Raw genomic sequence first — 24,776 nt, 5'->3', positions numbered from 1 at the left:
GGGGGTCGATCTAGGACAGCAAGGTCAGCACCGTCTCGTCGCGCATGCCCCTGGCCTGCATCGTCCTGGCTTGCAGCCACGCTTCGAGCCTGCTCTCCGACAGCGGCCGGGAGATCAAGTAGCCCTGGGCGACGTCGCAGCCCATGCCCGCCAGCTGATCGCGCGCGGCGTCGTCCTCGACGCCCTCGGCGACCACGGTGAGCCCGAGCGAGTGGCCCAGTTCGACGATGGAGCGGACCACGGCGAGGTCGCCGAGGTCGGTGCCCATGCCGAGCACGAAGCTCTTGTCGATCTTCACCTCGTCCACCGGCAGCTGCCGCAGGTAGGCCAGCGACGAGTAGCCGGTGCCGAAGTCGTCGACGGCGAGCACGACGCCGAGGGTGTGCAGGCGGCGCAGCACCGGGAGGGCGCGCTGCGGGTCGGCCATGACACCGGACTCGGTCAGCTCCAGGGTCAGCAGCTCCGGCGGCACCCCGTGCCGGTCCAGCGCCTCGGCGACCCGGTCCGGGAACGACGGGTCGTCCAGGCTGCGCACCGACAGGTTGACCGCCGCGGCGATGCGCAGGCCCCGGTCCATCCACTTGCGGACCCGGATCAGCGCCTGGTCCATGACGAAGGTGGTGAGCGCGTCGACCAGGCCTGCGGCCTCGACGGCGGGCACGAACTCGTCCGGGTCGAGCCTGCCGAACTCGGGGTGGCGCCAGCGGACCAGGGCCTCGACCCCGAGCACCTGGCGGCTCGGCAGCGCGACCTTGGGCTGGTAGTGCACCTTGACCTGGCCGGACTCCAGCGCCTGGCGGAACTGGGTGACCAGCTGGAAGCGGCGCAGGAAGATCTGGCCCATGGTGGGCAGGTACGCCTTGACCGTGTCACCGCTGGAGCGGGCCGCACGCAGGGCCACGTCCGCCCGTTGCAGCAAGGCGTCGACGTCGGTCTCCAGCGGGGCGCCCTCGTGCTCGCCGCAGCGGGGGCCGGAGTAGCCGACCACGGAGTTGGCCTCGACGGTCAGCCGGTCGACCGGGTACGGGGCGGCGAGTTCGGCGCGCAACCGCTCGGCGATCGCGTGCGCCTGCTCCGGGGAGGTGTTGAGCAGCAGGGCGGCGAACTGGCCGCCCTCCAGCCTGGCCAGCGCGACCTCGGGGCCCAGCGCGTCGCGCAGGCGGCGGCCAGCGGCGACGACCATGCGGTCGCTCCAGGCGTAGCCGAGCGCGTCGCTGACGGTGGACAGCACGTCGAGGTCGACGCGCAGCACGACCGAGTCGTGGTGGCGGCGCAGCGGGTCACCAGCGGCGCGGCGGAAGCCGGGGCGGTTGAGCAGGTTGGTCAACGGGTCGTGGTAGGCGTCGTGGCGCAGGGTGGCCAGCAGCCGCCGGTTGTCCATGGCGGTGGCCAGGTGGCTGGCCATGGTGCCGATCAACCGGACGTCGGCCTGGCCGAAGCCGCGCCAGCGGGAGAGTTTGTCGTGCGCCTCGACCACGCCGAGCAGGTGGCTGGCGCTGCGCAGCGGGACCACCAGCGCCTCGTCGGCACCGCGGCGGAGCAGGGCGTGCCGGATCTCGGGGGTGGCGTCGCCGCGGCGGAAGTGCCGCACGTGCGCGCCGGGCAGCCGCAGCAGCGCGTCCGCGCGCGACCCGGTGGCCTCGACGTCGTGCGACTCGGGCGGCAGCTCGTCGCCGGAGACCACGGTGTGCAGCGGGAGCTGCGGCTCGAAGCGCAGCCGCAGCACGACCCTGGCCGCGCCGAGCTGGTCCTTGATCCGGTCGGCGATGGTCTGCCACTCGTCGCTGTCGGCGATCTCGGCGACGTCAGCGGGTTCGGTGCGGCCCAGCGACGGTTTGGCCGCGGCCTGGTGACCGGAGCGCGCGACGATCAGGCTGACCTCGGCGAGCGCTTCGAGGTCGCGCTGTTCGCGCAGCAGCCCGGAGTAGGCGATGTAGAGGGCGGACAGGCCCGCGAGGGCGAGCACCAGCAGCGGCCAGCCCGCCTCGGCGTGCGAGACGACCTGGTAGCCGACGACGCCCATGGACGCGTTGACCAGGCCGAGGACCAGGGTGCGCAGCACCAGCCGGACCGCGGCGTTGAGGCGCATGCTGCGGCCGAGGACGCGCACGCAGACCAGGGCGAGCAGGGTGCTCGACAGCGGCGCGACCAGGGCGCCAGCCAGCACACCTGCCCAGGCCGGGCCGAAGTCGCCGAGCACGTCGGCGACCCACTTGGCCACGGCGAACGCGCTGGTGATCTCGAAGATCATCGCGCCCGCGTTGTAGAGGATGCGGTCCTGCACCTTGCGCACCAGCAGGGTGCCGACCCCAGCGAGCAGGTGCGCGGCGAGCACGACCTCGAACGGCGCCACGAACAGCCCGATGACGAGCGGGATCTCGCAGAAGGAGATGGACCAGGAGACGCCGGTGCGCACGTCGATGTTGATCGCGAGCTGCTCGGCGACCAGGAAGCCCAGCGCGAGCAGCAGACCGACCACGACGACGTTCGGGGTGTCGCGGCTGGGCAACCACCAGGACGTCAGCCCGGCGGCGACGAGACCGGAGACCAGCACCAGGATGGAGAAGAAGAGGAAGCGGCGGTCTGGGCCCTGCTCCTCGGCCTGCCACGCCTCGGCCCGTGCCGGGTCGTGGTGGCCGGGTTCCAGGTGCGCCGTGCCCGGCTCGGCCGCGCCAGGGTGGTCCGGCATGCAACCTCCTCCAACGGCCGCGGGCGGTGGCCCTGGTGACCTTCCCGGCGCATGGCGGGACCCCGACGGCCCGCTGACTGTACCCCGATCAGGGGAAGGAAGCACGTGTGCTAGTTACCCGCGGCCACCAAGTTCAGCGGCCGTTCAGCAGGTGAGACGCCCGGACAGGACCGTCACGGCCTGCCCCGTCAACCGAACCCGGTCGCCGTCGACGCGGACCTGGACGGTCCCGCCCCTGGCCGAGAGTTGGTTGCCCACCAGCAACGTCTTGTCGAGCTCGGCACCCCAGTGGGCGGCGAGCGTGCAGTGCGCCGAGCCGGTCACTGGGTCCTCGTCGACGCCGACGGCCGGGTAGAAGCAGCGGCTGACGAAGTCGGCACCCTGATCACCGGGTGCGGTGACTATCACCCCTCTGGACGAGTCGGACGCGAACGCAGAGAGATCAGGCCGCAACGCCCGAACCTCGTCGGCGGAGGCGACCCGGACCAGGAAATCCTCCCGTCCCCGGTGCACCTCCAGCACGGTCACGCCGGGCAGCGCGGCCACGAGCGCGGCGGGCGGCTCGACCGGCTGGAGGGGATCGGCGGGGAAGTCCAACTCGATCCCGCCATCGGTCGCGGTGGCGGTCAGGACCCCGCTGCGGGTCGTGAACCGGCGATCGCCCCCGAGGACGTGCGCGGCGGCGAGGGTCGCGTGGCCGCATAGGTCTACCTCGGCGACCGGGGTGAACCAGCGAAGGGGGATCGGGTCCTCTCCGCGCATGTCGACGAACGCGGTCTCGGAGTGGTTCATCTCGGCGGCAACCGCCTGCATCCACTCGACAGGCCTGTCTTCGGTCAGCAACACGACAGCGGCAGGGTTACCGCGGAAGGGGCGGTCGGTGAAGGAGTCGACGACGTAAACGTCCATGGGTCTCGACGGTACTGCGCTTGGATAGCCCGATGGACGTGTCAGAGATAGAGGCCGCGCACGCCGCTCGAGTCGCCGCGCTGGATCCGCTCTTACCCGTACCGCCGCCGTTGGCGCCTGGAGCTGGTCACCTGCTGACGGTGGATGGGGGCGCGGGGATCGCCTGGCGCCAAGAGTCTCCGTTGACCGACCTTTGGGGGCCGCAGCGCAAGCACATGCTCGAGGTACGGCTATCGGAACCGTCGTCCCTGGGCGGTCTGTTGGACTCTTGGTTCGACCTGATCCACAGCTCGGTGACGCCAGGAGACCTGGACTGCGCGGCGATCGTGGAGATCCCTAGCCGCGACACCGCTGGCGTACTCGCGTTGGTGCACCGCGGCTTCGTCCCATCGAGCGTGCTCGCGGTGCGGCCGCCGGGACGCGGGCCAGCGGTCGGACCAACCGACGTGACGATCCGCGCGGCCGAGCCCACGGACCTGGAGGCGGCGCTGGAGTTGGCTGTCGCGGTGGTCGAGTACGACGCGCCGTTCGGCAAGGTCACCCCCCGCCCAGAGGCCATCGCCGCGCTGCGCCTCCAGATGGCCGGAGCCCTCGCAGGCCCGCCCCGCACCTGGCTAGCCACCCGCGACGACGAGGTCCTGGGCCTGCTCCAGATCCAACTCCCCCCAGAATCCTCCTGGTGCGACCGCTACTCAACCGCCCCGAGAGCTGGCTATCTGTCGACCCTTAGCGTGCGAGCCGACCACCGCAGCACTGGCGTCGGCTCAGCCCTGGTCGCCCACGCCCACCAGGTATTCGACGCAGCCGAGGCCCCGACCGTCCTCCTGCACCACGCACTCCCCAACCCCCGCTCCACCCCCTTCTGGTACCGCAACGGCTACCGCCCCCTCTGGACCACCTGGACCCGCCGCCCCCTCCTCCGCTAACCGCTCCCTCTTAACCCCCACCCCATCGACGGCTCCCCACCCCGATCGAGCGGCCCCATGCCTCACCCCTGCCACGCTCCGAACGAGCCGTCCCGCCGGCCCCACCAAAGCTCAGCCCCCTCAGCGAGCTGCCTCGACGGCCCCACAAAAACGCGGACTTGGCGAGCCCTCTCGGCGGCCTCACGTCCCGCCTCAAGCGAGCCGCCCCGACGGCCCAGCCGCCTCCCGCGAAACCCCCGCGTCACACCTTCGAGCGAAGCCCCTTGACACCCCCGGGGGCCACCCCCAAGCCTGGCCCGGCCCCCACCCTCTCCGGGGGGCGTCCCTGGGCCAGTCTACCGGCACCCCCTGACAGTGGATCTTGAACCGACCACCGCAGAGATCCACATGTGGATAACTTCTGTCACCCAGAAGAGGGGATTTCAGGCAGCAGGTAAAGAGAGAACCCCAGGTCACAGCCCCACAGCCAACCGCCGGCCCCGAGCCGAAGCCAGATCGCCCCGCGAGTGATCATCCGCGGTTCCAGCGGGCAATGTCCGCAGCCTCCTCCGCGACGTCCAGCTCCGGATCGGTGACGACCGAGTCCCCCTCCAGCCGCCAAGTCCCGACGACGACCCCGTCGCGGAGCACCACCGGCATGATGAAGCCGCCCCCGGACTGCACGCGCTTCGCGAACGACGGCGGCACGATGCCCTCGCGGCTCCGATAGCCCAGCAAGTACGTGTCGAAGTGGCCAAGCAAGCGCGTCGTCGGCCCCGGGTCGGCGACCGGCGCGGCCACCCGGTCACCGATGCCCGCCCGAGCCTTGCCGAGCGGAAGCCCAGACCACGTCGCGAAGTCCTCAGCGGTAGCGGGGCCGTAGCCGGCCAGGTACCGCTCGGCGAGGCGTTCGACGGCGGCGGACTCATCCACCGGCGCACCCGGGTCGAAGCGGACGTACGTCGGTTCGCTGTCGGAGCGATCGGGGCCGCGGCGGATCCGGCCGGTCATCGCGGCGTAAGAGATCAGGTGCGCGGGAGCCTGGGTCGTGGCGTCGACAGCGATGCCATTTTCCGCAAGCAGCGCAACCAGTTCAGCGCGGTTGTGCGCCTCGTCAGTGGTGATGACCTCCGCGGCCGCCTCGGCGAGAGCGTCGTCGATGCCGAGGCTGCGCCGCCTCCCCCGGGTCGCGTGCGCGAAGCGCGGGCCGAGCAGCTGCACCAGCCAACCCGCGTCCGAGGCGGTCACCATGTGCAGGGTGCCGCGCATGGCCCAGGTCCTGACCACGGCACCGTCGGCGACCGCTCTGTCCACATCGGACCGAACCAGCCCCTCGGTCCTCGCCCGGATCGCGAGCCGAGCGGGCCGCACGTCCTGGGACTGGATCCCGACCACCCGGTGCACCGCGTCGACCACGGTGACCGCCCGGGGACCCGCCAGGCCGTTGGCGACCGTCCGCGCGACCGGGTTCACCTGGCGAACAACCTGCTCGGGTCGGCCATGGCCTTGAACTCCAGCGCGTTGCCCGCGGGGTCGCGCAGGAACATGGTCCACTGCTCGCCCGGTTGACCCTCGAACCGGACGTAGGGCTCGATCACGAACTCGGTGCCCGCGGCGCGCAGCCGGTCGGCGAGGGCGTGAAAGTCGGGGACCGGCAGCACGAGGCCGAAGTGCGGCACCGGGACGCCCTGCCCGTCGACCGGGTTCGTCGCGGCGTCACCCCGGCGGCCGGGGGCGAGGTGGGTGACGACCTGGTGCCCGGCGAGGTCCCAGTCGACCCACGTGTCGGAGTCGCGGCCCTGGGGGCAGCCGAGCACCTCGCCGTAGAAGCGGCGGGCGGCGGTCAGGTCGTCGACCGGGATGGCGAGGTGGAACGCGGGCCTGGTCATGGGGGTTGACGCTACCTCCAGAAATTTCTCGGCGGCTTGGCAACCTTTCCGGGAGCCGATGCGGTCTAGGGGGTGAGTGACAGCGAAGGGAGGTGACGGCTTGCACGGCAGCGAGACCGGTTTCGACCAGTTCGTCCGAGACCGGTACGACCAACTGCTGCGCTATGCCGTCATGCTCACCGGCCGCAAGTGGGACGCCGAGGAGATCGTGCAGGAGGCCCTCTTGCGCTGTCTGCGCAGATGGCGCCGTGTGCCCGCGGACAACGCCCTCGCGTACGCACGTAAGGCCGTCTACCACGAGTTCTTACGCGTAGCGAAGCGGAAACCGCAGGTATCGCTGGACGAACTCACCGAGCAACTCGACCTCGACGACTTCACCGGCGCCGTGGTCGAACGCGAGCACGTGCTGGTCCTGCTGCAGCAACTGCCCCCGAGGCAGCGCGCCGCGGTGGTGGCCAGGGTGGTGCTCGACCTGTCCGAGGCGCAGACGGCGGTGGAACTCGCCTGCTCCGTCGGCACCGTGAAGTCGCTGACCAGCAGGGGGATGGCCCGGGTCAGGCAGTTGTGGGCGGCACAGACGCCCGCGTCGCAGGGAAGGGGGCGGGCGTGATCGCCGACGAGGAGGACCGTGCCGTCGCCCGGCTGCGCGACGAGCTCGACGGGGTGCGGCTGGCGAGCTCCCCCGACCACGTCGACCGGGTGCTCCGGCACGTGCACGGGCGCAGACGCGCACAACGGCAGCAGCGGGTGCAAATGCTCACCGCCGTGGCTGTCGTTGTGTTCGCCGTCGCGGGCGCGTTCGTCGTGACCTCGCGCGACGGCGAAGGGCCCGAGAAGAGCAACACCGTCGCCGCCGTCACCCAGTGGCAGCTACGCGGCGACCTCGCGGGCAACGTTGACCTGGTGAAGCGCGCGGAGCAGACGTGGAAGGCCTCGGCGTACGCGCCAGCCGCACCGGTGCGCGCGGTGTTCGCCGGGCGCTCGCCGAACATCTCCGTGTGCTTCGACCTGATCGTGCTCGTCGCCGACGCGGCGGGATCCACGGAGCAGGTCGCGTTCGTGACCACCCCGATCTCGGTGACCGGCAAGCCGGACCAGACGCGGCTGGTGCTGCGCGCGGTGACGACGGTGCCCGCCGGGCAACAGGCCGTTGGCTTCCTGTCGACGACCAGGGTGCCCGAGGACGAGCACGTGAGCAGCAACGGTGCGATCGGCGTCGCGCTGACCGCGCCGGGACTCGCCGAGATCGAGGTCCGCACGCCGCTCGTGCTCGACCAGGCGCGGCAGACGAACATCCCGGCCGGGGTCGTGTGGCCCGCGCCGGAACAGGGCACCGGGGCGTGGAACGCGGAACTGGTGCTGCGGACGCCGGGTGACCACAAGCAGCGGTTCGCCATCGCGGCGGGCATCGGCGACCCGGTGGTCGACCACGTGTCGCTGCGGTCGGGCAACGGGACGGTCCGCGCGAGCGGCGCCGGGATCCGGCCGGGCGACATCATCGCGACACCGGAGGGCATCATCGGGGTGGTCAGCGCGGCGGACGGGACCGTCGACACGCGGCTGACCACCATCGGGGCGCTCGGCAAGGTCCAGACCTCCACATCGGCGATCCCCGGCAGGCTGGTGGACGGCACCTCGGGCGTGGTGTTCGAGCCGACCGCGGACGGGCTGATCTCCGAGGGGAACCGGCTGCAGGTGCTGGCGTGGAACCGGCCGGAGCTGGCTTTCGACATCGGCACCCTGCACCAGGGTGACCAGGGGTGGCGCACCGAGCGGGTGCCCGGCGTGGTCGCGGCCACCTCGGCGCTGCGGATCGGGGGCAAGTGAACGGGCCGGTCGGCGAGACGCGGGCGGGACGACACCGGTCGTCCCGCCCGTGGGCCCGCTCGACCGGATCAGGTGGCCGACGCCCAGCCGGTACCCCACACGCGCACCGTCGGGCTCCAGTCCTTGACCAGGCGGAAGTAGTGCTCGTGGTAGGGGTAGAGGCCGGTCCAGCAGTACCCGTACGAGTTGCCGTTGAGCGAGTAGCGCACCGTCGGCCCGACCTTGGTGTCGGTGCCGTAGGCGTTCCACATCTCGACCTTGATCTCCTTGCCGAAGTAGATGGGATCGCTCCCACCCTGGCCACGGAGACTGACGCAGGTCCGGCCGCCGCTGGTCGGCCAGAACGTGCGCGAGGCCAGCGACGAGGTGATGTCGAAGTTGAAGGTGAACGGCAGCGAGACGGCCTGGATCGCGACCCCCTCCCCGGTGGGCCGGTCCTTCCCGTCGTCTGGCACCAGCGGCACCAGTGGCGCGTCCTTGCTCGGCCGCGCCGTGGTCTGCTTGGCGACTTCGACCCGGTCGGCGTTCGTGCCGCCGGTCTGCGCACCGGCCTGCGCGACCATCGACCCCGCCGCGGCTATCGCCAGCAGAACCACACCGAAACGCTTTATCGAAGACATGGGCTAAACCCCCGCTACGTAGACCCGGAAGACAGGAAAGGAAAGCTAGCCAGTGCACCAACCACCGCACGTCCGGCGTTCGGGTGACACCCCCCGGAAATAGGCCGTTGACCAGGCCTAATGAAGCAGATGGCTGCCCACGCGCACGCCGAGCGGACCAGCCCCACCCCCCGTTCAGCGCAACCCGGCTATTCTGTTAATTACCGGCAGCGACCACCACCTGGCCCAGGCCGGATGATCCCGAGCATCCGCCCGAGCCTCAGACCCATTCTTGGTAACTGTGAACAAAGATTTTCCGCCGGGTTGGCTCCCCCGCGGAAATAGCGTCCCCATCGCGCCGCCCTCGCGCGCGATGCGGACGCCAGGGACCGGCCACACTGTGCAGGGGTGTGGCCGGTCCCACTTATTTCGTTCCATTCCCCGGCCGCAGAATTGACGAAGGGTTCCGCGCCGGGGACACCGCCCCGCGCGGAATCATTCCCAGGACCACGTCAGGGTTCCCCCGAGGCGCCGCCCGGCTCACCGGTGCTGGATATTTGATCAAGACGAGCGCTACGACGTCGTCACCCTGGACCCGCGCGGGGCGGGCCATCCGGATCGCGCTGGGCGAGCGGCGGATCAACATCTACAGCCGGTCCTACGGCACGATCGCCGCCCAGGCCTACGCCGAACTACACCCCCAGCGCGTGCGGGCGGTGGTGCTGGACGGGCCGTTCAACCACGCGCAACGCCCGCTCGACCGGCTGTCAGCCGCCCGCTCAGCCGGGATCGGTGGGCTCCCTGGTCTCGGCGACGACCCACGCCAGGTAATCGGGGTTGCCCGCCTGGATCGGCAGCGCGAAGACGCACGGCACGTCGTACGGGTGGTCCCGGTCCGCTCGGGCGACGATCTCCGGCACGAGCGACAACCGGGTGTGCAGGGCGACGCGCGCCTCCGGGTCGTCCTGGACCTCGCCGTCCCACCGGTACACCGACCGGATCGGGCTGATGTGCTGCCCGCACGCGACCAGGCGGTCGGCCACGAGCCCGCGGGTGAACTCGACCAGCCACCCGGCGTCCGCCGCGGTGATGACGACCTCGCAGACCTGCGTGCTCACCGGCGCACCTCCGGACAGGGCGACCGCGGTGGGCTGGTCACCTGGCCAGCCCACCACCGGGCGTCAGCGGTAGTTCGTGAACTGCAGGGCGATGCCGAAGTCGCCCGCCTTGAGCAGGTTGATGACGTCCTGCAGGTGGTCCTTCTTCTTGCCGGAGACGCGCAACTGGTCGCCCTGGATCTGGGCCTGGACGCCCTTGGGGCCCTCGTCGCGGATCTTCTTGGCGATCTCCTTGGCCTTCTCCGCCGTGATGCCCTGGACCAGCGACCCGGTCACCTTGTGCACCTTGCCCGAGAGCGCCGGGTCGCCGATGTCGAAGGCCTTCTGCGAGATGCCGCGCTTGATCAGCTTCTCCTTGAAGACCTCGATCGCGGCCGCGCAGCGCTCCTCGGTCTCGGCCTCGAAGGTGATCGCCTCCTCGCCAGCCCAGTTGACCTTCGCCCCGGTGCCGCGGAAGTCGAACCGGGTCGACAACTCCTTGGCCGCCTGGTTCAGCGCGTTGTCGACCTCCTGCCGGTCCACCTTGCTCACCACGTCGAATGACGGGTCCGCCACGTGCCTCGCACCTCCGCTGTTCAGGTGTAGTTCAGGTCGGCACGGATGGTACCGCCGCCACCCCCGACCACGGGCCCGCCGCGCAGAGGGGGTACCCGGTGGAACTTCCCCACCCCCATTGGGTAAGGTTCCCGTCGTCCGGCAGCGCCGGACACCCCGGCGGGTTGCCCGAGCGGCCAATGGGAGCGGACTGTAAATCCGTCGCGAAAGCTACAGAGGTTCGAATCCTCTACCCGCCACAGACTCAGGCGACCTGTGTCCACGGAATGCGTGGACCTGGTCGTCTGTCGTCGTTTCTGGGGGGCGACCCCCAGACCCCCACGGTGCGGCAGGCGCCGGACCCAGCGGGGCTCGCTTGACCTTCGGTCATCGCATCAAAGTATGTAACCAATGGGGCTGTCGCCCACGGCGCGGGAGGACTGCGCGCTCACATCCATGAACGCCGCCACTACTCCGCGACCGAACTGCTGACCGCAGGCGTGGACCTGCGAGCCTCGCCTCGCGGATGCCCAAGCGGCGTCCGAAGTCATGACCGGCACGTAGCCTGCGCCGGCGGGTTACGTCGGTATCGTGTCCGCGTGGGCGGCGAGCGCGGTGCCTGGACGGTCTTCGGTGAGCGAACTGTCTACGACAACCGGTGGGTTCGAGTCGGGCTTGCCGATGTCGAGGCGCCCAATGGCGAGCGGTGGGATTACCACGTCGTCCACCTCGCTCGGATCGCCATCGCGCTGATCGTGAACGAGCGCGACGAGGCGTTGATGCTCTGGCGCTACCGCTTCCCGACCAGACAGTGGGGCTACGAGCTGCTTGGGGGCCTGGTCGACGACGGTGAGGACGCTGCCGCGACAGCTGCGCGGGAGGCTGCGGAGGAGAGCGGCTGGCGGCCGGTCGGCGAACCGGAACATCTGGTCACCTTTCAGCCGTTGCCGGGGCAGGTGACGGCCCAGGTGGATGCCTACCTCTGGCGTCAGGCCGAACGGCTCGGTGAGCCGACCGACACCGAAGAGGTGGGTCAGGTCGAGTGGGTTCCGCTGGATCGAGTCAACGAGTTGGCGCAGCGCCAAGAGTTGTTGGGCTCCGGGACCCTCGTGTCACTGCTGTACTACCTGAACTCACGTCGGTAGGTCCGGTCGTCTGTCGTCGTGCTGGCGGCACCCCGGGCACTCACGGGGCGGGGTGTGGGGTGGAGCATGGTTGGTAACTCGGTGTGCACTAGGGGCGATGCAGTGTCCGGGGAGTCGGCCGCTCAATAGGGGATGCGGGTGGCTCTTACGTGGGTAGCCTCGGATTGGTGAACACGACAGGAGCCGTGATGAAGGGCATCGTCCTCGCTGGGGGCAGTGGGACCCGGTTGCACCCGATCACGCAGGCGGTGTCCAAGCAACTGCTGCCCGTGTACGACAAGCCGATGATCTACTACCCGCTCTCGGTGCTCATGCTGGCCGGGATCCGGGACATCCTGATCATCTCCACCCCGGCCGACCTGCCGAACTTCCAGCGCCTGCTCGGCGACGGGAGCCAGTTCGGGGTCGCCTTCTCCTACGCCGAGCAGGCGGAGCCCAACGGGCTGGCCGAGGCGTTCATCCTCGGCGAGGACTTCGTCGGGGACGACTCCGTCGCGCTGGTGCTCGGCGACAACATCTTCTGGGGCCTCGGGTTCTCGCAGATGATGCAGGCCAACATCGCGGACCTCGACGGCGCCGTCCTGTTCGGCTACCCCGTCAAGGACCCCCAGCGCTACGGCGTCGGCGAGGTGGACGCGGACGGCAGGCTGCTCTCCATCGAGGAGAAGCCCGCCGTGCCCAAGTCGAACCGGGCGATCACCGGGCTGTACTTCTACGACAACGACGTCATCAAGATCGCCAAGAGCCTGTCGCCGTCGGCCCGCGGCGAGCTGGAGATCACCGACGTCAACCTGGAGTACCTGCGCCAGGGCCGGGCCAGGCTGCTCGACCTCGGCCGCGGCTTCGCCTGGCTGGACACCGGCACGCACGACTCGCTGCTGGAGGCGGGCCAGTTCGTCCAGGTGCTCGAGCACCGCACCGGCGTGCGGATCGCCTGCCTGGAGGAGATCGCCCTGGACCGCGGCTTCATCACCCCGGACGAGTGCTATGCGCTCGGGACCAAGTTGGCCAAGTCCGGTTACGGCGAGTACGTCATGTCGGTGGCCAAGGCCGCTGGCGCCACCGGTTAGGACTGCTCCAACGCCATCCGCTCCAGCCGCGCGACACGGTCGGCGATCGGCGGGTGGGTCGAGAAGTGCCGCGAGATGCCGTCGCCGGGGCGGAACGGGTTGGCGATCATCAGGTGCGACTGCGCGGCGACGGCGGGCTCGGGGGCCAGCGGCGCGGCGCGGGTGCCCTCGTCCAGCTTGCGCAGCGCCGAGGCCAGGGCGAGCGGGTCGCCGGTGAGGCGGGCGCCGGACTCGTCGGCCTGGTACTCGCGTGAGCGGCTGACGGCCAGCTGCACGATGGTCGCGGCGATGGGGCCGAGCAACGCGATCAGCAGCAGCGTGATCGGGTTGGTGCGGTCATCGTCGTCATCACCGAACACACCCGCGAACAGTGCGAGGTTGGCCAAGAGGCCAACAACCGTGGCTAGAGCTCCCGCGACGCAGGAGATGAGGATGTCGCGGTTGTAGACGTGGGCCAGCTCGTGAGCCAGCACGCCGCGCAGTTCCCGTTCGTCTAAGAGGTCCAGCAAGCCCGTGGTGCAGCAGACGGCGGCGTTACGCGGGTTGCGGCCGGTGGCGAATGCGTTCGGGGCGGCGGTAGGGCTGACGTACAGGCGCGGCATCGGCTGCCGGGCGGCGGTGGCCAACTCACGCACAATCCGGTACAGCGCGGGGTGTTCGGCCTGCGACACCGGCCGCGCGCGCATCGCCCGGAGCGCGAGCTTGGCGGAGTTGAAGTACGCGTAGCCGTTGACCCCGGCGGCGACCAGCACCCCGATGACCAGCGCCGTGCGGCCGAAAAACGAGGCCACCACCACGATCAGCGCGCTGAGCCCACCCAGCAGGAGCGCGGTCCGCACTCCGTTGACATGTCCGTGCACCGCCCGCCTCCTCGGTTCTCCCTGGCCCGGGAGTCCAACGAGCGCCCAGGGTGAGAAGTTCCAACCGGACAGTCGATCAGTTGCCGCTCTCCCCGAGGCGCCAGTAGGTCGTGGGGCGCACGCGCTGGCGGGGGTAGCCGCGGTCATCGAGCAGGTGCGCCCGCACCGCGAGCATGGCCGACCGCTCCCCGGCCATCCACACCTCGGGGAGCCCCTCCGGCAGGTCGGCGGCCCGGATGGCGTCGACGAGCACGGTGTTCTGGCCCGCGGGGGCGCCGTCGCGGTGCAGCCAGGTGACCCCGTCGACCGGCTGCTCCTCCGCGGCGTCGGCCACCTCGATGTACGCCAGGACCTGCTTGTCCTGCGGCACCGTGGCCAGGATCGCGGCGATCGCGGGGATGGCGGTCTCGTCCCCGGCGAGCAGGTACCAGTCCGCCGCGGGGTCCGGCTGGTAGGCGGGCGAGGGCCCAACGAAGATCATCTCGTCGCCCGGCTGGACCCGCGACGCCCACGCCGAGGCCGGGCCCGCGTCACCGTGCAGCACGAAGTCGAAGTCGACCTCATTGGCCACCGGATCGTGCCTGCGGATCGTGTAGGTCCGGGTGAGCGGCCTGGTGTGCGCCCACAATCCGCGTGCTGACTCCAGGGTGAGCGGCTCGGGGAGCTCGGTGCCCTCTGGGTAGAGGTAGAGCATCACGTTCTGGTCGGTGCTCGCCCCGGCAAGGGACGCCAACGACTCGTGCGCGACAGTCACCCGCGCCATGTGCGGCGTGACGCGCTCGACCCGGGTCACCGGGACACGCCACAGCCGGGTCTCTTGCCTGCGGGAGCGCCTACGGGCCTCGGGTTGCGTGCTCATCGCCCCCCATCCTCGCGGTCAACGCCGCGAGGTCGCGAACCGGCTCCCCCGCTAGTTCCCCTTCGCCGCGCTGAACACCGGATTCCCCACCGCAACCCGCCGCACCGGCCCAACCACCTGCGGCACCTCAACGGCAACCCCACTGCGGAACACCGGCACCTGCGGCTTCACCGGCTGAACAACACCACTCATCTTCGTCCTCCCACGATCAACTGTCGGCCCAGAAGTGCCCAACTTCCACCGGGCTGTAACGGCCTCCCGCAAAGTGGACCACCCGGGTACGACAATTCACCGCTCAACACCAGCGTCCAACCACCGACCACACGACCAGTAGACGCTGCCGCCGTTCCACCTACCGAGCCAAGGCGAGCCCACACCCTCTCGATCCTCGGCCTAATAGCTGCCCACTTCGCCTACTCGTTGGCGTAGTCAGGTTCGGTCGCGGAGTTCCATGGTGCAGGTCTGACCATCAGACATCAGGACCTCCGCGACCTGCGGAAACGCACCTTTTCAAGATCCTCTGAGGCTTGCCGTTCCGCCCTGGTTCCGCGCTCTCTAGGCGGGTTCGATCTACGCCGCGTCGCACAATCGCTACAGCCTGCTGTAACACTCATGCGCTCAGTAGCGATCGCCCCCTCACAGCGTCGTGCGTACGAAGGGGTGAACGGATGCGTCCCTGTGGCCTCCCCCTCGCCCAGCGACCACCAAAGGTCGATCCCGTGGCACGGTTCGCGCCGAAGCACCAGGCACCGCCAATCAAGGTAGGGCGCGAACCGTGCCACGGGCTCCCAGGGGTCCAGGGGCGGGGCGCCCCTGGTACCTCTCAGCTCAGCTCCGCATTGCCTCGGCCAACTGCCCGCGTCCGAATGAGAGTTGCCCTACCCGTGTTGCCTGTGCGGCGCGGCGCGCACCCAGCCCACGCCGGTGCCGCGCCGCGCGCCTGCGCGGGCGTAGCGAAGCGGCAGCCCGCGCCGTGGCGCGATGGACGCGACCCGCCCCCAACCGCGACAGGCCCTCCGCGAGCCGTGCCGCGCAGGCGGCGCGGCCTTGATCCTGTAGAGGTATATTCAGCAGCCAAACTCACGCCCTGAGACTGCCTGCATGAATGCAACTAACCGCCCGAAAACCCGACGAGCAGGATTCAATCGAATGGAAACCGCAGAAATTTCTTTTCGCCTTGCAGGCTACAAGGCGATTAGAGAGAACATTAATCTAAACATCAAGCCACTCACTTTGATATCTGGTACGAATAGTTCTGGAAAATCCAGCTTCATGCAACCATTCCTCATGCTGAAGCAGACGCTTGAGTCAACCTTCGATCCGGGCCCGCTACTCATGCACGGTCCCAACGTTCAATTGACCGATTGGTCTCAGGCATTCAGTCGAGGCAGGAGCAAAGACTCTACCGTAAAGCGATTCACTATCGGTATCGACTACAACGAACGAAGCGTTCGGAATAGCTATGAAAGAGACCGCAATATGGCTCTTAGGCTAGCTCGAACTTCATACAATACCGCCGCAGGCCCAGTCGAAGTTACGCCAAACATGACGCACGATCAGGTTATGGCAGTCTTTCCGACCGAGATGGCGAAAATCTTCGAGTCTGTTCACAGAAATGTGCATGGTAGTCGCCGGAAGCGAAAATTGAACGTCGATGCCGATCTTCATGGCTCCGTTGTAAGAAATCGATGTTTCCTTGAAGCAAGGGTAGCATTGAATATCAGACAGGGCACCGAATTGGCACTTCCCGCAGTAGCTCTTGGCGACCAAGCTATCGTCCAGATGCTCGCATCCATTATTCATGTTCCTGGACTCAGAGGGAATCCGGAGCGGGTCTACCCAGCTTCGGCGACGGCGTCCGAGTTTCCGGGGACTATGGAGAAGTATGCGGCTAGCTTGATTTACGCGTGGCAAACTGGAGACGAATTGCTCAAAGGTAAGGCGGCGAGACTTTACACCGATCTACAGCGACTTGGATTGACCTGGAAAGTAGTGGCGCATAGAGTTGATGACGTTAGAGTTGAACTCCGGGTCGGGCGACTCCCCAATGCGCAATCGAGCGGCGCGCACGATCTTGTTAACATTGCCGATGTCGGATTCGGCGTCAGTCAAGTACTACCAATTCTTGTAGCATTGCACGCTGCAGAGAAGGATCAGATCGTCTATATCGAGCAGCCCGAAATTCATCTACACCCGAAAGCCCAGATGGTCCTCGGACTGCTGCTTGTCGAAGCCGCCAATCGCGGTGTTCGCGTGGTTGCCGAAACACACAGCTCGCTACTCATTCGTTCAGTACAAACTGCGATTGCACGTCGTCAAATCTCGCCAAACCTGGTCGGACTCAACTGGTTCTACAGGGATAGCGAGTCAGGTTTTAGTCGCATGAACAGTGCCGAAATCGACGAGTATGGACGATTTGGCGACTGGCCAGTAGATTTCGATGATGTCGCAGAGCAGTCCGACTTCGACTTCATCATGGCTGTCGAGGAGGCGTCAAAGTGAAACTTTCGGGATACACCATAATTGACGCATCGGTGGCAAAGGCGCTCGGAAATCCCCCCGCAATCGGACTCCATCACTCGTACGAGTTGGTACAAAGATTGAAATCCGGGCCTATCGGGATCTGCATGACTCCTTCGCTGAATGAGGAGTGGGTAAGACACTCCAGTAGATTCATGATACGTTGGCTTGCCAGCATGGAATCCCGACGTAGAGTCGGCCACTTCAAGGATCGCAAAGTTGCCGACTTTCGAAGAGTGTTAAAAAGGGTCGAAGATCCGCATATCCGAGCGGCCATCGAAAAAGACGCCCACCTGACAGAGGCCGCACTACTGCTAAACATCGCGGTAATCTCGCTGGACAACAAGCAACGCGTCTATCTGTGCGCATTGGCGGAACGTTACAAGAAGCTTGGCGGATTGCAATGGATTAACCCCACCGAAGTCGGCGAAGACTGTTTAGTTTGGCTTTCTGGGTGCTGCTCGGACCAAGGCTTTGAGCGCCTCACGCAGTGAGGACTCTAACCACTTATCTAGGTTGATCCACCGTCACGCAAACGTTTATATGTCACATGGTTCGACCTCGTCGAGGGACGAGCAATGCGCAGAACCTCGACGCACTGATGATGGAGCCGCGCCCTAGATCTTGGTTAGAAAGTCGGGATGCTGGTGTAAAAACAGTATTGCGCATTCTCCTTTTGGATGTCGCTGCGGGTGATGCACAACGACGCTGATCAGCCAGTGGAGATGTCGGTCTCGTAGGCAGACGGCACTATAGTTGAGGTAGCGCCGGACCTGCTTGTTTCCGAGCGGATCAAGAGGGGCTCGGTGGGTTACATCGAGTCGTCACCGGCCGGACTGCGGCACATGCGTACGACCAGTTTGCGGCTCGTGCGGCAACGGATGAGGAGCGCGAGACGCTGGAGCTGCCCGGCGAAGCCGCGGTTCTGGTGTCCAGGCACACCGTGTACGACCAGGACGACAGGCTGTTGGAGTTCGCGGAGGCGACCTACCCTCCTGGCGTTTGGACTGTCGATCAGGGTTATCTGATCGAGTAGCGGCACTAGCTCGACCGCCACCCTTCACGCCTCAAGTGGCCAAGGCCGCCAGCCCCGGTACCCCTTGCCGCCTGCGAGCGTTCCGCACCAGCGCTGCGGGCACGTACTATATGTGCGACCTCGATGGATGGGAGGCGCCATGTGGGCGTTGGTGGTGCGGTTCGAGCTGCGGGACGAGCAGGCTGCGCAGGGGTTTGATGCGCTGGTGGCGGAGACGTTGCCGCAGATCATCGCTACTGAGCCGGGGACGTTGGTGTACGCGGTGCACGAGGTGGCGGACGCGCCGTTGTCGCGGGTGTTCTACGAGGTGTACGCGGACAGGGCAGCGTTCGAGGTGCATGAGGAGCAGGCGCACACGAAGCAGTTCTTGGCTGAGCGGGCGCAGTACCTGGCGGACTTCCGGGTGGAGTTCCTGACCTCGTTGACTGGCAAGGGGGTGTGATGTCGTCTCCTGGTGACGAGAAGGCACTAGGTCGACGGATCGCGTTCCACCGGGGGAAGCGGGGGCTGACGCAGGGGCAGCTGGGGAAGATGCTGAGCCGGTCGGAGAGCTGGGTCAGTCAGGTTGAGCGGGGTGCTCGGCGCATCGATCGGATGTCGGTGCTGGAGGCGGTCGCGGAGGCGCTGGAGATCGAGCTTGCCGAGTTGGCGCCGGAGGCGAACGTGGTGGCGGCGACCACCAGGCCCCGGGCGGCCACGTCGTTGAGCTTGGCGTTGTGTTCGAGCGACGCTCTCCATGCGGTGCTGTCCGATGTGTCGCCGGTGGACGTGGAGCGGTTGGGGCGTAGCGCGGATCAGGCGTGGGAGTACGCGCACGGGTCGCAGTACGAGAACCTGAGTGAGCTGCTGGGGACGTTGATCCCCGAGTTGGAGTACGCCACCCGCAAGACAGCAGGCTCGGACCGGCGCCGGATGTGCGTCGCCAAGGCGAAGGCGTACCAGGCAGCCGCGGGTGTCCTGTCGAAACTCGGGGAGGTCGGCGCGGCCTGGGTGGCGGTCGACCGGGCCATCTCGGCGGCAGAGGACGCTGATGAGCCGTTGTTGATGGCGGCGGGCGCGTTCCGCTTGGCGATCGTGTTCCAGGGTGCTCGCAAGCTCGACCTGGCCAAGCGCGCGGCGATGACCGCGATCAACGCTCTGTCCCGCCTGGTCGCGTCTGGCGAGGACGAGGCGCTCGCGTTGACCGGTGCGCTCTACCTCCAGCTCGCGGTGGCGTCTGCTCGCGGCAATGAGGGCGATGAGGCTTACGGCTACCTCGACCAGGCTGCGGCGCTGGCCCGGACGCTGGAGGTCGACCGCAACGACTACAACACCGAGTTCGGTCCCACGAACGTGCTGCTCCACGAGGTCAACATCGCTGTGGAACTCGGTGACGCTGGCCGAGCGCTACGGGTGGCTGGCAAGGCCGACACGTCCAACCTCTCGCCCGAGCGGCAAGCCCGCCTGCTGATCGACGTCGCACGGGCTCACAACCAGCGGCGTTCACCCGATCTGGTGGCTTCCGTCCTCCGCGAGGCATTGCGGGTCGCGCCGGAGCAGGTCCAGAACCATCCGTCTGCCCGTGAAGTCCTGGCAGACGCCTTGCGCGCTGATCCTGCCAACCCTGACCTGGCCGAACTCTCCGGAACGATCAGCCCGACCATCTGACCCGCACATTTTGTACGCTACCCGCACTCATAGTGTTGACTCGCACACGGAGTGCGGGTAGCTTGGCGTTGGCAGGGGGACAACCAGCGACAACAGCGAGGTCGAGATGGCGATGCCGAAGGGGTTTCGGTTCCCGGTGGAGTTCGCGGTGGCGTTTCCGCAGGGGTTGGTGTTGGTGGGGCAGGTGGGCCCGGACACGGAGTACCAGTCTCGGGAGGACAGGGCTGCGGGGCGGCCGACGCGGCAGCGGATCGACGAGGTGACCGGACAGCGGCAGTGGAAGGCGACGGTCACTGACCCGGGTGAGACGAATGCCAAGCGGGCGTCGTTTGAGGTGACGCTGCTGGCCGATGTGCAGCCGGTGCCGACTACTGCTGAGGTGTTGCCGGGGATGCGGCCGGTGGAGTTGGTGGGGTTGACGGCGGAGCCTCGGGTGTCGGGGAATGGGGAGTTCAAGTACTTGTCGTTCAACTACCGGGCGGCGGGGTTCGCGGAGGCTTCGGCCGGTGGGTCGCGCGGGAAGGCGTCTGACGTAGCTGGCAAGGCGGCGTAGAGATGGGATACGCGTCGTGCTGTGTGCCGGAGATGCCGCCGGGGTTGGTGCAGCAGTGGGAGGCGGTTTACGCCCGATATGGCTGGACGGGACCGGAGGGTGTGGCGGAGGCGTCCGGGGATGTGGGGGCGTTGTGGCGGGAGATGGCCGCTGTGCCCGGGTGCCCGTGGTGGTTGGTCGCGGGGTTGGTGACGGCGGCGGAGGCGTTTGACGCGCAGGGGCGGGAGTGGTCGGCGTGGGCGGCTGCTCAGACGGGGTTCTTCGCTGACCCGTCGCGGCGGTTGTCGGGCGTACTTCCCGTCGGAGCGGATGTGTTCTCGCCGCTGTCGGGAAGGTGAGGCAGGTGGGGTGTGCGCGGAACGTGCTGAAGGTGGCTCCGGTGGCGGGGGATCAGTTCATGTTGTCCAGGGCGCCGCAGACGACGGCGGAGGTGCGGGCGCGGGCTGTGGAGATGGGGCAGGGCTGGCCCACCTTCGTGCCGACCTTGGTTTCCGATCTTGATGACCTCATCGACTACGCGCGGGAGGTCAAGGAGAGCTTCGCCAAGGAGAGCTTCGGCGAGGGTTCCGCGATCGACAGCCTCGACGCCACCGCGTATGGGGTGATTGAGGCGTGTCGGTGGCTTCAGGTGTTCCAGTTCAGGGACAAGGACTGAGGGTTGGAGCGCGGAGGGCCTGCGGGGTGGGCCGGTGTGGCGAAGGTGATCACTGACCGGCTGGCGGTGTTGGGGTGGCGGCAGCGGCAGTTGGCGGAGCGGGCGAAGGTGTCGCAGGCGATCGTGCGGGAGTTGCAGTACGACACCAACCAGCGGCGGCGTAGTGCGCGCACTCTTGAGGCGATCTCGGTCGCACTGGGGCTGCATCCGTCGCACTTGCTGGACGTCGCGCTCGGAAATGTCCCCAAGCCGGCGCAACCGCCGGAGAACCCGTCACAGGAGTTCTTCGTGGCGTGGACACAAGAACAAGCGCGCTTGGTGAGTCTTGTCGAGGATCTGCATCGGAAAGTCGACGAACTTCGTCGTTCTCGTTGAACGTTTCGTTTGTGGGCACAGAAGCGGGTCACGTGGTGTGCCCCCAAGTGCCCGCTTCTGTGCCTGTCGGCTCGTGAGGGAGCAGACGTGGAAATCGTAGGTGTTGTGGCCAGGGTCTTGGCGATCTCATTTCAGGTACCGCATCGGGTGGTGATGTCGCGTGGGTAGGTGGGTTGATCCGGCGCCGTTGGAGGTGGCTCGGCCTCGGCTGCCTTGGTGGACGTTGTTGCCTGGTAAGGCAAAGGTCGTGCTGCTGCCGGTTGCGGCGGTCTGGGTGGCTGTGTGGTTGGCGGTCCGGGCGTTGCGGGCGAGTTGGTATTACCCGGCGACCGTGGCGGCTGGCGTGGTTGGGCTTGGCCTGTGGGTGTGGTGCGGGCCGTGGGTGGTGGGCTCGGTGGCCGTCGTCATCGGCGTGGGTGTGGCGGTGTGGTGGTGGCGAGCCGAGGGCCGGTTTGACGTCCGGATGTGTTGGGCGCGAACAGAAGTGCGGCGGGCAGCGGTCTATGCGTGGCAATGGCGGACGGTCATGCGGTTGGCGAGCCTGGATGCGCGTGCGAAGGGCCGTGAGTACCTGCCCCGGTTGCGGCGGACACGCTCGGAGGGGTGGCGGGACCGGGTCCGGGTACGGATGGTGAAAGGGCAGGCGCCGGAGCAGTGGGAAGCGCGGGCTTCCGGGTTGGCGCACTCTTTCCGGGCTCGCTCTTGTCGGGTCCGGGTGATCAAGCCGGGGACCATCGAACTGGACTTGGTGCACTCCGACCCGTTGGCCTCGCCTGTGGTGCTTCCCGGGCTGGGACAGGCCGTGGACTTGCGGCGCGTACCGGTGGGGCGGACTGAGACAGGCAAGCCATGGCGGGTGCGGTTGCTGGGCAACCACGTCCTGACGGTGGGGGTAACCGGAGCGGGTAAGGGCTCGCTGCTGTGGTCGGTGATCTGGGCGTTGGCGCCGATGGTCAAGGCCGGGGCGGTGCGGTTGGTCGGGGTGGACCCGAAGGGTGGGATGGAACTTGGCCAGGTCCCTGACGTCTTCGACAGGGTCGTCTATGACGGTGGGGAAGCCGCGGTGACCCTGCTGGAACAGACCGCGTCTGACGTGCGGGAACGGGCTGGGTCGTATCGCGGGGTGCGACGCGGGTGGTCCCCAGAGACCGGTGACCCGTTCACGCTCTTGGTGGTCGATGAACTGGCCGACCTGATCGCCTACCAAACTGACAGGCGGCTCCGCGAACGCGCACAGGGGGCCTTGCAGACCATCGCGTCCCAAGGCCGCGCACCAGGACTCGCGGTGCTGGGGTTCGTCCAAGACCCGCGCAAGGAGGTCGTGCCGTTCCGGCATCTGTTCCCGACCCGGGTGGCGATGCGGCTGGATGAGCACACCCAGGTGGACATGGTGCTCGGTGACGGTGTGAGGGCCAGGGGTGCCAACGCGCACGAGATCCCCGAAGCGACTCCGGGTGTGGCCTGGGTCAAGCAGGACGGTCAGCGTGACCCGGTGCGGGCGCGCGTGTTCAACGTGACTGATTCGAACCTGGTCGAGCTGCGCCACTTCATCACCGGCACAGCGGCGACCGTCATTCCCTTTCCTGAACACACAACGTATGGAGGACAAGCAGCATGACCGCCACACTGGAGACCACTGTCACTGTCTCGTGGGGACAGATCGACCACGCGGCCGCGTCGGTGCGCGCGCACACCGATAGGCACCGGCAGCTGGTGGTGGGCAGTCTCGGTGTCCACGCGGCTGGGGAGAGCCCGGGGCGGGTTGAGGTGTTCGTCCCGGCTCCGGATCAGCCGAAGGCGTGCGCGGGATTGCTGGCGTGGATGGACACGCTCGACCACGCGACGCTGGTGCTGCGTTACTGCGATGACGACCCGCAGGCCCGCGCCTACGCCCAACTGTCTGACGGCACGCCGATCACCGTCGTCGCGCCGCTGGACCCGACGCGGTTGCACGGGGTCGAGTCGGACAGGACCGGTGAATGGGTGCTGCACTGGCTCCGCTGGCAAGCCGTGGAGACCGCATGACCGCACAGGTCATCACCCTCGAACGGGGACCACTGGCCGCTGACGTCGTCAGGGCAACGGCGGAACAGCACGGGGTGTGCGTGCGGCCGTTCACCATGGAAGTCACCGACCGGGCCGACGGCAGCACCCGGTACGTGGGTATGCCGTGCGGGTCGACGGTGGAGTCGGTGTGCCAGCCCTGTGCGCGCAAGGCCCGGGCGCTGAGGATGACCCAGTGCCGTGAGGGCTGGCACCTCACCGAAGAACCCGTCACCGTCCTCGCGGAGCCGTCGCTTGAGCAGCGGGAGTTGATGGAACGGCGCGCCGACCTGGTCGCCGAGTATCAGACGGCGGTGGGCGCGGATGCTGATGACCTGCGGGAAGAGATCCGTTCCCTGGACGATGAGCTCCACCAGCTCGGCGTCCGGGGACGGCTCCCCTCCCCCGATGCACAGCCCCACCGGGCTCCGGTTCGGTCCACCAAGCGGCGACAGGACGCGCCCAACCTGCCTCGGCGCAAGGTGGAACGGCGCACAGTGGGGCGCGAGTACGCGGGCGGGTTCCGACCGTCGATGTTCGTCACGCTCACCTGTGACAGCTACGGCCCTGTTCGCGATGACGGGACTCCGGTCAATCCTGACCGGTACGACTATCGGCGGGCTGCCAGGGACGCGGTGCACTTCGCCTCCCTGGTCGACCGGTGGTGGCAGAACCTCCGCCGCGTCGTCGGCTGGGACGTCCAATACTTCGCCACCGTCGAACCCCAGCGACGGGTAGCGCCGCACCTGCACGCAGCGGTGCGGGGCTCGATCTCGCATGAGGTGCTGCGGCAGGTCACCGCAGCCACCTACCTCCAAATCTGGTGGCCACCCCACAACGAACCGGTCTACAGCGACCGGCTCCCGGTCTGGGTCGATGGCCGGTTCGTCGACCCAGACAGCCAGCAACCCCTCACGCCCTGGGGCGACGCGCTCGACCAGGTCCAAGACCCGGCGCACGTGGCGACCTTCGGGGCACAAGTGCACTCCAAAGGCATCCTCGGCGGCAGCGAGGAAGCAGGACGCCACATCGGGTACCTGACCAAATACCTCACCAAGGCCACAGGCGAGGTAATCGAGGCCCACACCGAACGGCAGCGGGCTCACCACGACCGCCTCCACGCGGAGCTGGCCATCACCCCCTGTTCGCCCCGGTGCGCGGTCTGGCTGCTCTACGGCATCCAGCCTTTGAGCGCGAACAGCCGCACGACCCCCGGCCACTGCCGGTCGCGAGCACACCGCCGAACCACTCTGGGGCTGCCAGGACGCCGGGTCTTGGTGTCTCGCAAGTGGTCCGGGAAGACCCTGGCTGACCACAAAGCCGACCGCAGAGCCTTCGTCACCCAAGCCCTAGCAGCGATCGGCATCGTCAAACCCGAACCTGACCGGTCACAACAGACCTGGCACAAGGTCAAACCCGGCGACCCCTCCGTCCCCCCGCGCGTGCACCTCCTGATGCACGCCATCTCCGAGCGCATCCGTTGGAGAGCCGAATACGACGCCGCGTTACTGGCGGCTGATGTTTCAGCAACTGCGGCCTAGGG

General features: G+C 67.8%; 25 protein-coding genes, 1 tRNA gene and 1 pseudogene. 18 read left to right on the top strand and 9 right to left on the bottom strand.

Annotated features, from left to right (window positions below; translation table 11 throughout):
- Positions 1-10: 10 nt before the first annotated feature.
- On the bottom strand, positions 11-2,689 hold the full coding sequence (locus LV79_RS07520) for a putative bifunctional diguanylate cyclase/phosphodiesterase (RefSeq protein ID WP_253833469.1): 2,679 nt from the start codon (positions 2,687-2,689) through the stop codon (positions 11-13).
- Between the two features lie 144 nt (positions 2,690-2,833).
- Positions 2,834-3,598 (bottom strand): PhzF family phenazine biosynthesis protein, encoded by a 765-nt coding sequence (locus LV79_RS07515; protein WP_253833459.1) that lies wholly within the window; start codon positions 3,596-3,598, stop codon positions 2,834-2,836.
- 32 nt (positions 3,599-3,630) lie between these two features.
- On the opposite strand from LV79_RS07515, the gene LV79_RS07510 reads away from it, so the two are divergent.
- Positions 3,631-4,524, top strand: a complete 894-nt coding sequence (locus LV79_RS07510) for a GNAT family N-acetyltransferase (RefSeq protein WP_253833457.1) — start codon at positions 3,631-3,633, stop codon at positions 4,522-4,524.
- A gap of 510 nt (positions 4,525-5,034) precedes the next feature.
- Here the strand turns inward: LV79_RS07510 and LV79_RS07505 are convergent.
- Complete coding sequence (locus LV79_RS07505; RefSeq protein WP_253833455.1) at positions 5,035-5,976, bottom strand: winged helix DNA-binding domain-containing protein; 942 nt, start codon at positions 5,974-5,976, stop codon at positions 5,035-5,037.
- Positions 5,973-6,392: a VOC family protein gene (locus tag LV79_RS07500; protein ID WP_253833453.1), complete on the bottom strand. Its 420-nt coding sequence runs from the start codon at positions 6,390-6,392 to the stop codon at positions 5,973-5,975. Before LV79_RS07500 ends, LV79_RS07505 begins: the two co-directional genes overlap by 4 nt.
- Positions 6,393-6,468: 76 nt before the next feature.
- On the opposite strand from LV79_RS07500, the gene LV79_RS07495 reads away from it, so the two are divergent.
- Together LV79_RS07495 and LV79_RS07490 are read left to right on the top strand one after the other, a co-directional pair.
- The gene (locus LV79_RS07495) at positions 6,469-7,002 is read left to right on the top strand and encodes a sigma-70 family RNA polymerase sigma factor (protein ID WP_253833451.1); all 534 of its coding nucleotides are present in this window, start codon (positions 6,469-6,471) and stop codon (positions 7,000-7,002) included.
- Entirely contained in the window at positions 6,999-8,219 is a 1,221-nt protein-coding gene (locus LV79_RS07490) for a hypothetical protein (protein WP_253833449.1), read from the top strand. Before LV79_RS07495 ends, LV79_RS07490 begins: the two co-directional genes overlap by 4 nt.
- A gap of 68 nt (positions 8,220-8,287) precedes the next feature.
- On the opposite strand, the gene LV79_RS07485 is transcribed toward LV79_RS07490, so the two are convergent.
- The 3 genes from LV79_RS07485 to LV79_RS07470 all read right to left on the bottom strand — a co-directional run bounded on the left by LV79_RS07485 (position 8,288) and on the right by LV79_RS07470 (position 10,491).
- Positions 8,288-8,815: a hypothetical protein gene (locus tag LV79_RS07485; protein WP_253833447.1), complete on the bottom strand. Its 528-nt coding sequence runs from the start codon at positions 8,813-8,815 to the stop codon at positions 8,288-8,290.
- A gap of 782 nt (positions 8,816-9,597) precedes the next feature.
- Positions 9,598-9,936 carry a divalent-cation tolerance protein CutA gene (gene cutA, locus LV79_RS07475; RefSeq protein WP_253833445.1) on the bottom strand — a complete coding sequence of 113 codons (339 nt, stop codon included), beginning with the start codon at positions 9,934-9,936 and terminating at the stop codon, positions 9,598-9,600.
- A gap of 63 nt (positions 9,937-9,999) precedes the next feature.
- Complete coding sequence (locus tag LV79_RS07470; protein WP_253833443.1) at positions 10,000-10,491, bottom strand: YajQ family cyclic di-GMP-binding protein; 492 nt, start codon at positions 10,489-10,491, stop codon at positions 10,000-10,002.
- Positions 10,492-10,649: 158 nt separating this feature from the next.
- Between LV79_RS07470 and LV79_RS07465 the strand changes: the two genes are divergently transcribed.
- The 3 genes from LV79_RS07465 (at position 10,650) to rfbA (ending at position 12,685) form a co-directional block, all read left to right on the top strand.
- Positions 10,650-10,730, top strand: a tRNA-Tyr gene (locus LV79_RS07465).
- A 339-nt stretch (positions 10,731-11,069) separates the two neighbouring features.
- A complete protein-coding gene (locus LV79_RS07460; RefSeq protein ID WP_253833441.1) occupies positions 11,070-11,615 on the top strand; it encodes an NUDIX domain-containing protein in 546 nt (181 codons plus the stop codon).
- A 188-nt stretch (positions 11,616-11,803) separates the two neighbouring features.
- Positions 11,804-12,685 carry a glucose-1-phosphate thymidylyltransferase RfbA gene (rfbA, locus tag LV79_RS07455; protein WP_253835886.1) on the top strand — a complete coding sequence of 294 codons (882 nt, stop codon included), beginning with the start codon at positions 11,804-11,806 and terminating at the stop codon, positions 12,683-12,685.
- Here the strand turns inward: rfbA and htpX are convergent.
- Together htpX and LV79_RS07445 are read right to left on the bottom strand one after the other, a co-directional pair.
- Positions 12,682-13,545, bottom strand: coding sequence for a zinc metalloprotease HtpX (gene htpX / locus LV79_RS07450; RefSeq protein ID WP_253833439.1), 864 nt, complete (start codon positions 13,543-13,545; stop codon positions 12,682-12,684). The two genes, rfbA and htpX, sit on opposite strands and share 4 nt — an antisense overlap.
- 76 nt (positions 13,546-13,621) lie before the next feature.
- Positions 13,622-14,404, bottom strand: a complete 783-nt coding sequence (locus tag LV79_RS07445; protein WP_253833437.1) for a siderophore-interacting protein — start codon at positions 14,402-14,404, stop codon at positions 13,622-13,624.
- A 1,149-nt stretch (positions 14,405-15,553) separates the two neighbouring features.
- Between LV79_RS07445 and LV79_RS07440 the strand changes: the two genes are divergently transcribed.
- The 12 genes and pseudogenes from LV79_RS07440 (at position 15,554) to LV79_RS07390 (ending at position 24,774) form a co-directional block, all read left to right on the top strand.
- Complete coding sequence (locus tag LV79_RS07440) at positions 15,554-16,906, top strand: AAA family ATPase (RefSeq protein ID WP_253833435.1); 1,353 nt, start codon at positions 15,554-15,556, stop codon at positions 16,904-16,906.
- Positions 16,907-17,100: 194 nt separating this feature from the next.
- Positions 17,101-17,418 carry a hypothetical protein gene (locus LV79_RS07435; RefSeq protein WP_253833433.1) on the top strand — a complete coding sequence of 106 codons (318 nt, stop codon included), beginning with the start codon at positions 17,101-17,103 and terminating at the stop codon, positions 17,416-17,418.
- Positions 17,419-17,753: 335 nt separating this feature from the next.
- Positions 17,754-17,960 (top strand): annotated as a pseudogene (locus tag LV79_RS34770) (UTRA domain-containing protein); the annotation flags it as partial.
- Between the two features lie 139 nt (positions 17,961-18,099).
- Positions 18,100-18,402 (top strand): putative quinol monooxygenase, encoded by a 303-nt coding sequence (locus LV79_RS07430; RefSeq protein WP_253833431.1) that lies wholly within the window; start codon positions 18,100-18,102, stop codon positions 18,400-18,402.
- Positions 18,402-19,607, top strand: a complete 1,206-nt coding sequence (locus LV79_RS07425; protein WP_253833430.1) for a helix-turn-helix domain-containing protein — start codon at positions 18,402-18,404, stop codon at positions 19,605-19,607. The genes LV79_RS07430 and LV79_RS07425 overlap by 1 nt, the downstream gene beginning before the upstream one ends.
- A gap of 106 nt (positions 19,608-19,713) precedes the next feature.
- Complete coding sequence (locus tag LV79_RS07420) at positions 19,714-20,160, top strand: hypothetical protein (RefSeq protein WP_253833427.1); 447 nt, start codon at positions 19,714-19,716, stop codon at positions 20,158-20,160.
- Between the two features lie 2 nt (positions 20,161-20,162).
- Positions 20,163-20,498, top strand: coding sequence for a hypothetical protein (locus LV79_RS07415; RefSeq protein ID WP_253833425.1), 336 nt, complete (start codon positions 20,163-20,165; stop codon positions 20,496-20,498).
- Positions 20,499-20,539: 41 nt separating this feature from the next.
- Positions 20,540-20,815: a hypothetical protein gene (locus LV79_RS07410; protein WP_253833417.1), complete on the top strand. Its 276-nt coding sequence runs from the start codon at positions 20,540-20,542 to the stop codon at positions 20,813-20,815.
- Positions 20,816-20,851: 36 nt separating this feature from the next.
- Complete coding sequence (locus LV79_RS07405) at positions 20,852-21,190, top strand: helix-turn-helix domain-containing protein (protein ID WP_253833415.1); 339 nt, start codon at positions 20,852-20,854, stop codon at positions 21,188-21,190.
- 223 nt (positions 21,191-21,413) lie between these two features.
- Positions 21,414-22,808, top strand: a complete 1,395-nt coding sequence (locus tag LV79_RS07400; protein ID WP_253835877.1) for an FtsK/SpoIIIE domain-containing protein — start codon at positions 21,414-21,416, stop codon at positions 22,806-22,808.
- On the top strand, positions 22,805-23,215 hold the full coding sequence (locus tag LV79_RS07395; RefSeq protein WP_253833407.1) for a hypothetical protein: 411 nt from the start codon (positions 22,805-22,807) through the stop codon (positions 23,213-23,215). The genes LV79_RS07400 and LV79_RS07395 overlap by 4 nt, the downstream gene beginning before the upstream one ends.
- Positions 23,212-24,774, top strand: a complete 1,563-nt coding sequence (locus LV79_RS07390; RefSeq protein ID WP_253833405.1) for a replication initiator — start codon at positions 23,212-23,214, stop codon at positions 24,772-24,774. The genes LV79_RS07395 and LV79_RS07390 overlap by 4 nt, the downstream gene beginning before the upstream one ends.
- Positions 24,775-24,776 lie beyond the last annotated feature (2 nt).

Origin of the sequence: Actinokineospora globicatena, from assembly GCF_024171945.1 — a bacterium.
Taxonomy (GTDB): domain Bacteria; phylum Actinomycetota; class Actinomycetes; order Mycobacteriales; family Pseudonocardiaceae; genus Actinokineospora; species Actinokineospora globicatena.
This window is presented reverse-complemented; position numbering and strand designations above follow the sequence as displayed.

Excerpts from the sequence above, each read along its gene's own strand:
- LV79_RS07520 (WP_253833469.1), bottom strand. The coding sequence starts at position 2,689 with ATGCCGGACCACCCTGGCGCGGCCGAGCCGGGCACGGCGCACCTGGAA.
- LV79_RS07515 (WP_253833459.1), bottom strand. The coding sequence starts at position 3,598 with ATGGACGTTTACGTCGTCGACTCCTTCACCGACCGCCCCTTCCGCGGT.
- LV79_RS07510 (WP_253833457.1), top strand. The coding sequence starts at position 3,631 with ATGGACGTGTCAGAGATAGAGGCCGCGCACGCCGCTCGAGTCGCCGCG.
- LV79_RS07500 (WP_253833453.1), bottom strand. The coding sequence starts at position 6,392 with ATGACCAGGCCCGCGTTCCACCTCGCCATCCCGGTCGACGACCTGACC.
- rfbA (WP_253835886.1), top strand. The coding sequence starts at position 11,804 with ATGAAGGGCATCGTCCTCGCTGGGGGCAGTGGGACCCGGTTGCACCCG.
- LV79_RS07445 (WP_253833437.1), bottom strand. The coding sequence starts at position 14,404 with ATGAGCACGCAACCCGAGGCCCGTAGGCGCTCCCGCAGGCAAGAGACC.
- LV79_RS07440 (WP_253833435.1), top strand. The coding sequence starts at position 15,554 with ATGGAAACCGCAGAAATTTCTTTTCGCCTTGCAGGCTACAAGGCGATT.
- LV79_RS07435 (WP_253833433.1), top strand. The coding sequence starts at position 17,101 with ATGGAATCCCGACGTAGAGTCGGCCACTTCAAGGATCGCAAAGTTGCC.
- LV79_RS07430 (WP_253833431.1), top strand. The coding sequence starts at position 18,100 with ATGTGGGCGTTGGTGGTGCGGTTCGAGCTGCGGGACGAGCAGGCTGCG.
- LV79_RS07425 (WP_253833430.1), top strand. The coding sequence starts at position 18,402 with ATGTCGTCTCCTGGTGACGAGAAGGCACTAGGTCGACGGATCGCGTTC.
- LV79_RS07420 (WP_253833427.1), top strand. The coding sequence starts at position 19,714 with ATGGCGATGCCGAAGGGGTTTCGGTTCCCGGTGGAGTTCGCGGTGGCG.
- LV79_RS07415 (WP_253833425.1), top strand. The coding sequence starts at position 20,163 with ATGGGATACGCGTCGTGCTGTGTGCCGGAGATGCCGCCGGGGTTGGTG.
- LV79_RS07395 (WP_253833407.1), top strand. The coding sequence starts at position 22,805 with ATGACCGCCACACTGGAGACCACTGTCACTGTCTCGTGGGGACAGATC.
- LV79_RS07390 (WP_253833405.1), top strand. The coding sequence starts at position 23,212 with ATGACCGCACAGGTCATCACCCTCGAACGGGGACCACTGGCCGCTGAC.